The organism is Pseudoalteromonas sp. PS5 (assembly GCF_004103255.1).
Lineage (GTDB): Bacteria > Pseudomonadota > Gammaproteobacteria > Enterobacterales > Alteromonadaceae > Pseudoalteromonas > Pseudoalteromonas peptidolytica.
The window spans coordinates 1-7,313 of the sequence record NZ_RCSQ01000029.1; the positions used below are offsets into that span (position 1 = coordinate 1).

The 7,313-nt window shown below is 41.4% G+C and carries 9 protein-coding genes; 5 read left to right on the plus strand and 4 right to left on the minus strand.

From position 1 onward, the window contains the following. Positions 1-60 precede the first annotated feature (60 nt). From D9603_RS03670 to D9603_RS03680, 3 genes are read right to left on the minus strand one after another with little or no spacing between them, the layout of a single operon-like run. A complete protein-coding gene (locus D9603_RS03670) occupies positions 61-636 on the minus strand; it encodes a YlcI/YnfO family protein (protein WP_128730206.1) in 576 nt (191 codons plus the stop codon). Further along, complete coding sequence (locus D9603_RS03675; protein ID WP_128730208.1) at positions 629-2,242, minus strand: hypothetical protein; 1,614 nt, start codon at positions 2,240-2,242, stop codon at positions 629-631. The genes D9603_RS03670 and D9603_RS03675 overlap by 8 nt, the downstream gene beginning before the upstream one ends. An 18-nt stretch (positions 2,243-2,260) precedes the next feature. Then, complete coding sequence (locus tag D9603_RS03680; RefSeq protein ID WP_161972718.1) at positions 2,261-3,355, minus strand: ParA family protein; 1,095 nt, start codon at positions 3,353-3,355, stop codon at positions 2,261-2,263. A 568-nt stretch (positions 3,356-3,923) separates the two neighbouring features. Here D9603_RS03680 and D9603_RS03685 point away from each other — a divergent pair. From D9603_RS03685 to D9603_RS03705, 5 genes are all read left to right on the plus strand, one after another. Then, complete coding sequence (locus D9603_RS03685; protein ID WP_128730210.1) at positions 3,924-4,472, plus strand: N-acetylmuramidase; 549 nt, start codon at positions 3,924-3,926, stop codon at positions 4,470-4,472. Beyond that, a complete protein-coding gene (locus D9603_RS03690; RefSeq protein ID WP_128730212.1) occupies positions 4,469-4,828 on the plus strand; it encodes a hypothetical protein in 360 nt (119 codons plus the stop codon). Before D9603_RS03685 ends, D9603_RS03690 begins: the two co-directional genes overlap by 4 nt. A gap of 217 nt (positions 4,829-5,045) precedes the next feature. After that, positions 5,046-5,288, plus strand: a complete 243-nt coding sequence (locus D9603_RS03695; RefSeq protein WP_128730214.1) for a hypothetical protein — start codon at positions 5,046-5,048, stop codon at positions 5,286-5,288. Positions 5,289-5,297: 9 nt separating this feature from the next. Continuing rightward, positions 5,298-5,603 (plus strand): hypothetical protein, encoded by a 306-nt coding sequence (locus D9603_RS03700; RefSeq protein WP_128730216.1) that lies wholly within the window; start codon positions 5,298-5,300, stop codon positions 5,601-5,603. An 83-nt stretch (positions 5,604-5,686) separates the two neighbouring features. Further along, the gene (locus D9603_RS03705) at positions 5,687-6,229 is read left to right on the plus strand and encodes a hypothetical protein (protein ID WP_128730218.1); all 543 of its coding nucleotides are present in this window, start codon (positions 5,687-5,689) and stop codon (positions 6,227-6,229) included. Positions 6,230-6,708: 479 nt separating this feature from the next. On the opposite strand, the gene D9603_RS03710 is transcribed toward D9603_RS03705, so the two are convergent. Continuing rightward, a complete protein-coding gene (locus D9603_RS03710) occupies positions 6,709-7,131 on the minus strand; it encodes a hypothetical protein (RefSeq protein WP_128730220.1) in 423 nt (140 codons plus the stop codon). Between the last annotated feature and the right edge of the window lie 182 nt (positions 7,132-7,313).

The window sequence follows — 7,313 nt, forward strand, 5'->3', positions numbered from 1 at the left end:
TTGTACAATAGCAAATGAAAGGCAAGCAGAAAAGGACTAAGCAGCAAAAACCAACAATGGCTATTGTTGATTTAACGGGGAGCCAATTAACGTAGACAAATCACTTTCTTTCATCAAGCGCTCCCAAATTACCATATGACCCAAAATTGTTCTTAGTTTGTCTCTGACAGGTGCTAAAGAGAGTGTGCTGGGTACATCATCCGACTCAATCGGCGTATTGTCGGCCAAGTCAATAACGCGTAGTAGCTCTTGAAAAGCACTTAGCGCTGGAATAGATTGTTGGATCATCCTAATCGATAATGAGCGTCCACCTACGGTAGATATTTTGGTTTCCAGTGTCATGCGCGCCAAGTTTTGATAAATCGCCAGACGCTCTTTTTCTTGCTCCGCCTTGTCGTCGATCTCTTTCAAAAACTCAAGGTGCGTATCCAAATGGATACGTTTGAATTCAATAATTGCTTCAGATACCCAGCGGCTGCGTGATACTCCTTTTTGCTGCGCTGCCGCATCCATCAATTCAATCATTTTGTTAGGAAACCTAGCATTAATGCGATCGGAGCCGTCACTCACTGAGTCAAGTTTTGGCTTAGGCGTCACCAGCATAGCAAGTTTACTTGAGCTACGATCATTAACCATGCTTACGCTCCTCTTTCTGGCCTTGGAATAATTCAGACCAGTTGACCCCTTCAGTGCGCGCTTTACGGATTAAACCAGATAAATCCTCGCCCGACATATCTAGGTTGTCTAAATGCTGCATAGACTGACTGACGATATTTAATAAACCTTGACGGTATGTATCTATGTCTTCTTTTGAACCTTTAGATGCAGCCATTGATTCCAGTAGCTCGCCTGTTTGCTCCAGTGTAGGATCTATCCGCGCGCAAACCGCAATCAGCATTTTTAGCTGTCTGTCTCGTAACGCGTTATCCGACTCAGGTGTTGGAAAGCCTAACTTCTTCAGCTTCTTAACTGTTTCTTTTTTATCGCCCTCTGACTGTTGTGCCACTTGTTGACGTGTAACATCTTCGCTCTTTTTAATGACATGCTTACCCGTAACTTGATTAACGAGTGCCATCACTTCATCCACAAGCGCTTGAGGCACCTCATCGATAGAAAAATCAATCTTTTCATCCGCAACCGAGAAGGCATAAACATGAACAGGGTCACAACTAATACCATGCTGCTGTGCATATGCTACAGCGTCATTCGCCACTTTTATTAAAGATTCACGACCCGGCTTATGCACGGAGCAGATCTCTAACAGCAGCTCGCTTTGCGGGTGTCGCACCAACTTTAAAAAACGTGCAACTTGTGGTTTTGACTCAGAAGTCAGCTTCATCGCGACTTTTGCTGTGTTTGTAGACATTGCATCGGCAACATCTTTACCCACTTTTTGACATAGCACCCTGTAATGTGTGTGATAATGCCTGAATGTATCTGCCAAAGATAAAGATACCGACGAACTATTCGCTTCGTATGAAGTTGCGAGAGTGGCCAGCTCAACGTCTAGATCTGAGGCATCTTGAGATAGGCCATCAGCAGCACGTTCATTTACAGCCAGACGTAATCTTAGCGTCTCGCGTCCGTATAAATGGGCAGCACGCAGACGCCGCTCACCATCAATGATCACCACGTGTGACGCAGCGCCAAACTCGTCGTAAGCTAAAAAGCCATCAATAGACTTACGCTGGCCTTTTGTTTTTAAGCTCACCGCAGTTTTAAATAAGCCCTGCACACCCGTCATTGCATCGCTTAACTCTTTGCCGTGCAATTTACCTTTTGCTACTAACATTGCCAGCGGTGAAGCCCAAAACGATTCTACATACTCAGCCGCATCTAGCTCATGCCAGTTATCAGGGCATGAAGGCAGCAATTCCATATAAGTATCAAAAGATAACTTTAATGTACCGTTTAAGCGATGATTGTCTGCTCTGGGTTTAATCAAACTCAACGGTATTTCTACATCGAAAGATTCACCACCGTTCTCTTCAAACATTTTTTTCACTTGAGACAACTGCTCAATGACCGGCACTTTATAGATTGTTTTTTCTACGGTTGCGCCTGATTGCCCTTGCTCGTTCGAGTTCACAGATTTATAAGATCGTTGCTGTTGCTGCAAATACATCGCGTTAACCGCATCCATTTCCTGTGAAAGTGCTTGCGCCGTTCTTTCGGCAGCTTTGTCTCGTGCTCCTTTGGTTTGAAGCAAGTGACCGAGTTTTGATTGTTTTTTACTTGTCATAGCGAATTACCTAAAAGCTTAATTATCATCCTCAGGAGGAAGAGGCTCACCAAAAATGCGTTGATGTAACTTATCAATTATTGAAAACAGCTTTTTTCTCGAAGGATCTGATTTTTTATTCCAAATAAGCGATGACATTGGCGGCTTTACAGCTCGTTTCTCTTCAGCGCTGAGCTTTTCAAAGCTTTCCGGGTCTATATAAGGGGGCACAGAAATATCACGACGTTCCTGAATTAACCGACTACGAGGAAATACCTCATTTTTTGGAAAGCAACCAAACGCAGGGTAATTGAAAATTGGCTCTAATAAAATTTCTTCTCGTTTACTCAACTTCCCTGAATTTAATGGATTAACAATTGTCGTCACTAGGCGCATGCGACCATCACTATTATTTGCCGCAAGGCAAGACATAGTGACGGTGTTGCATGAGCCAAGCGTATCTCTGGATGGGTTTACTGGCACAATCACATGATCCGATAGTTGATAAAGCGCCTCGTTTAATTCCGCATCCAGTGGTGGGGTATCGAAAATGATCAGGTCGTAACAATTGAGGATGTCGCAATCAATCAACCAAGACTCCCACCGCTCATAAAGTGTTCTTGCCGGGTATTTTTCTGCATGAGTGTGGATATGACTGAGTGCCTCACTATCACCAGGTACAATATCTAGCATCCCCCCCAATTTATTCACAGTGCCTAAATGAGGAGAGTCATGCTGGATATATGTGCCGTACTGACACACATATTGCCTGTCTTCTTTCATGATCTCTGATGAGCTACTGCGAGCAGCAAAAGGCATTGGATTACCATCTTCATCATAATACTCAGGGTGAATTATGGGCTGATGAATGGCTCTGAGCGCAGAACCTGCAAATGCGTGCGCCGCATCAACTGTGGTCGACTCAATAACGCCATAAGCACCACTTAGATTGCACTGTTTATCAGTATCTATAAGAAGGACGCGTTTACCAGCCCAAAGCGCAATACCTTCCCCTAAATAACTCACCAAGGTGGTCTTACCCACACCACCTTTGCGGTTTGCAACAGAAACAATCTTAGCCCGACTATCGACCGGAATTTGGGCTAGCCTGAAGCTTCTTGCAGATAAACTCATAAAAACCTCCATGCGAATTTTACAGCCATTATTTTTTTCATTTTCGGTTCCTTAGCGGATTATTGAGTTGCGCGCACTTTACCTTTTGAGTCGAGAACGCCTGTACGACAATGACTTATAGCTTACGCCATATAAAAAGTGAGTGCAACAATTGATTGTGCAATCACTTTTTATAAACACAAAAAACAGCAACCAATAAGTTTGTATTCACTCACAAACAAATGTAAGTACCAGCTAACAACAAAAGTCCTATCAGTATAAAGAGGAAGCACTTACTTACACATAAGTGTCAGTACATAATTCGAACAATCAAGCAGGCGACGATACCGTGACAGTATTGCCTTAACATTATTTTCACTGCCACTTAAAGTAATTTCTTTGCTGCACTCAATGTGCCGTTCAAGGTACAATAGACAATATAAGAGACTGAAGTTGATAGCAACTTAATAGTGAGTAGTGATTGAGACCCTGTTGTGGCGCATTTTTAAAGTGCCATTCGAATAGTATTGCCCGTTATACCAAAACAGCTCAATTGAAGGTACTAACGGTGTTTGGTTAAGGAGTTAACATGTCAGATCACTTACGGCAGCATCAACACGTTTTTGAGTCAGCCTTTCGTTTACTTTTAGAGTTTGAAGGTGGCTTTGTCGACGACCCTGACGACAGTGGCGGTAAAACAAAATACGGGATTTCTCAAAATGCCTATCCTAATTTGGATATAGCGGCACTGACCAAAGCACAAGCGAAAGAGATATACCAAAGAGATTACTTTGAAGCCTGTAAAGCCCACTTAATGCCTGAAAAAATGGCGGTTTTAGTTTTTGATACCGCCGTAAACATGGGGGTGAGAAGTGCTATAAAACTATTACAACAAGCGATCAAGACCGATGTAGATGGCATTATTGGGCCTAACACACTTAGCGCGTTAAAACAGGCAAACAGAGTCCAAGGAGACAATTTATTCATTGAGTACCAAAGCTTAAGAGCCAAGCAATATGCCGAGATCATCGCACGTAGACCGAGCAATGGTAAATATGCAAAAGGCTGGTTTCGCCGTCAATTTAAACTACAGCAATACCTGTCACAACAGGTAAGCTTTGCTGAGGAGGCTTTATGAATCAACAATATATCACCGCCAAACTCACACACTATGATACCCAAGATCCTACGGAGATATTTGAAGATTTAATAGCAACGCATTCTCCATTCGCATTCTATTTATTTAACTGGATAAACTTTCATAGTGATGCTTTTGAAAGCTGTGTAGAACTTTTACATGATATTCAATGTATTGATGGCCGAGTACTCCATCAGTGTATGCCGCATCGTAATGGCACTCACTTCGTTTGTATTGAAACAGATGAAATTATATATCCATCCCACATCAGCCTGATCCGGCTGAGTAAAAAGCAAATACTTATGCCATGTGAATGGACTCATCCTACACAGGCACTTTACCCAACCAAACGCTGAGCGAAGCTCGGCAAAATTCAGTGAAAATGAGAGTGGAGCGACAGAATGATCACAGTAAACATTCCCCAGGAAAATGGACAGTATCAATCAGTATCGAACCAAATTGGTGACCACACGCTACATGTTGTCACCCCAACATTTGGGAAAAGCGAACTGCTTGTGTACGTCGACTTTAATAAAAAAAAATTTGCAGGCAACAGGGCGCATCAAAATCGCTATGCAAGACCCAAACATAGCACAAGACACACCGTTTGACATGTGTCAGCTCGTCAATAACAGCATTGTGCCGATGGAGATAAATATTGTACAATCAGGTCAATATAGGTTTCCTATTCCGGTTGGTAGCAATGAAGTCAAGGTTAAACTATCAATCGAGCTTGCTGATGCTCATGAAGAAACTGATTCGTTAGCACTATGGGTAGCAGCCAATAGTGATAATGCAGTATCTGTTTTAAAGTAAGGGCTTAAAATGTACAGCACTTCAGTTTCACAACAGTTTTACCAACCAGATCAAAGCAGTAGCGGAGGGTCAAGCACGGAAATTCAGCAGTCATACACAATTTCCGAGCCTGATGGACAACCCATTCACATTGCACTAAACGGACAAATCGACAGTACTAAACATGTTTTGGTAACATTGAATGGCTTGCTCTTGGATAAAGAAAGTCAATACAGTATCGCTACACAAGATAGCAAAAGCATCCTGTTGATTGACCCAGCTGTCACAATTTATGACGGTGATAAAATTCAATTGTCAGCCAAATTACTCAACTGATAACAGTGAGTATAACGCTGTCTCTGGAATCGCGTATGAGCTTGAGATGAGAAATACATTAACCCATTAAGGAGACTCATCCAATGAGTAAGTTACGCGCAAACTCACAAATTATGCCTGCAACAATTAGTCGTGAGCTAGTCGACCCAGGCTTTGAAGCAAACTTAGTAAAATTTGCTGATGATATTGCTTCACTTAGTACCGTAAAAGCGAGTATTTCCTACGTAGACTCTAAAGTGTCTGATCTCATTAATAGTGCACCTGAAGCGCTTGATACACTTAAAGAATTAGCTGATGCTCTGGGAAATGACGCCGACTTTGCAGCAACTGTAACGACAGCTTTAACCACACAAGATAACCGTATTAAGGCCATAGAAGATGATACATCGCGTATCATGGCTCAGGATATTGTTTCTGCGGAAGATCTATCCGCTCAAGTAGATGGTGCAGTAGTGTCTTTTGATATTGCAAAATCACCTCGGGTTGGATCTGCACAAGTATTTGTGAATGGTCTTGCTGTATTTGAAGACTCGGTTACGATTGACGAAGCCACCAAAAAGGCGACTTTTGTAACAGCGCCTCAAATCGGCGACAAAGTGCGCATTAGTTACATCGCTGAAAGATAAAATAACGAAACTCATTAAGAGGCCACTAATCAGGCCTCTTTTTCAGAGACAGCAAAGCTAGATTAAGCAGACCAACTTCAGATCTGTACACTGAAATTTTTATTGTACATTAAAATCAGGCTACTTTTGAGTACCGAGCAGCAAGCTTACTTTAGCAAAGATCAGATTCAGATCGGTTATAAGCACCTGGTTTTTGTATGAAAGTGTTCAAAATAGCTAAAACAGCTCAATTTGGATCGCTTTGCAAGTTCCATATCTATAAATTAAGCAACTAATTTATGATCTAAAATCAGATAAAAGAATATTTAAACCCAACTAAATCAATATTTTATTTATAAAAATTGATAGTCAGACTTATTTTTTAAAAAGGATCCCACTTACTTATGTACTGTTCCAAACTTTTGAAAATTTGAGCCAGTTTATACCGTAATGACGCTTCACTATAACAGATGCTCATTTAACAACGTAGTTGTACAATACTATATACGTTGAGACAAATGTGTAGATATCTTTTTTAATTCTCTACGGAAAAAATAAGCCTCATCCAGATCTTGCCTCGCTTCTAATTCTAATAGTAAACGCTCCATCATGAGTAATGACTGCTGAATAGATAAACGGCTTATGTCAAGGCAATCTTGTGCAGAGTCTCTTTGTTGACGCGACAGATCAAGCGAAACTCTTAACTCTTCTATGGTATCTTCAGCGATAATTAATTCATTTCTAAAGTCGGCAAGCTGAATACGCTGCTCTTCCCGGGAGTGCTGCGCCCCCAACTCATAGAAGAATGACAACAGAGAAGTAAGGTATTCAGGAGCCACTGTATTTCCTTTAAAACACGGCTGCCCATTGTGTTCTTGCAACTCGTTAGGGCTTCTTTTACTCGGAGCAATATCATTATACATACAATACAAGTCCTGTTTCATTTACTCGGCTTACGTTATCGTAAACCAATTATTTCGTGCGTTTTAAATCCGTTATCTTACGCCTTTTCAAACCCATCAGGGCTAAGAAAACAACAAGACAATTTTTTATTTTATTAATTGAATCATGACATTACACCAATTTCCTTAATTAAGTGGTCTAT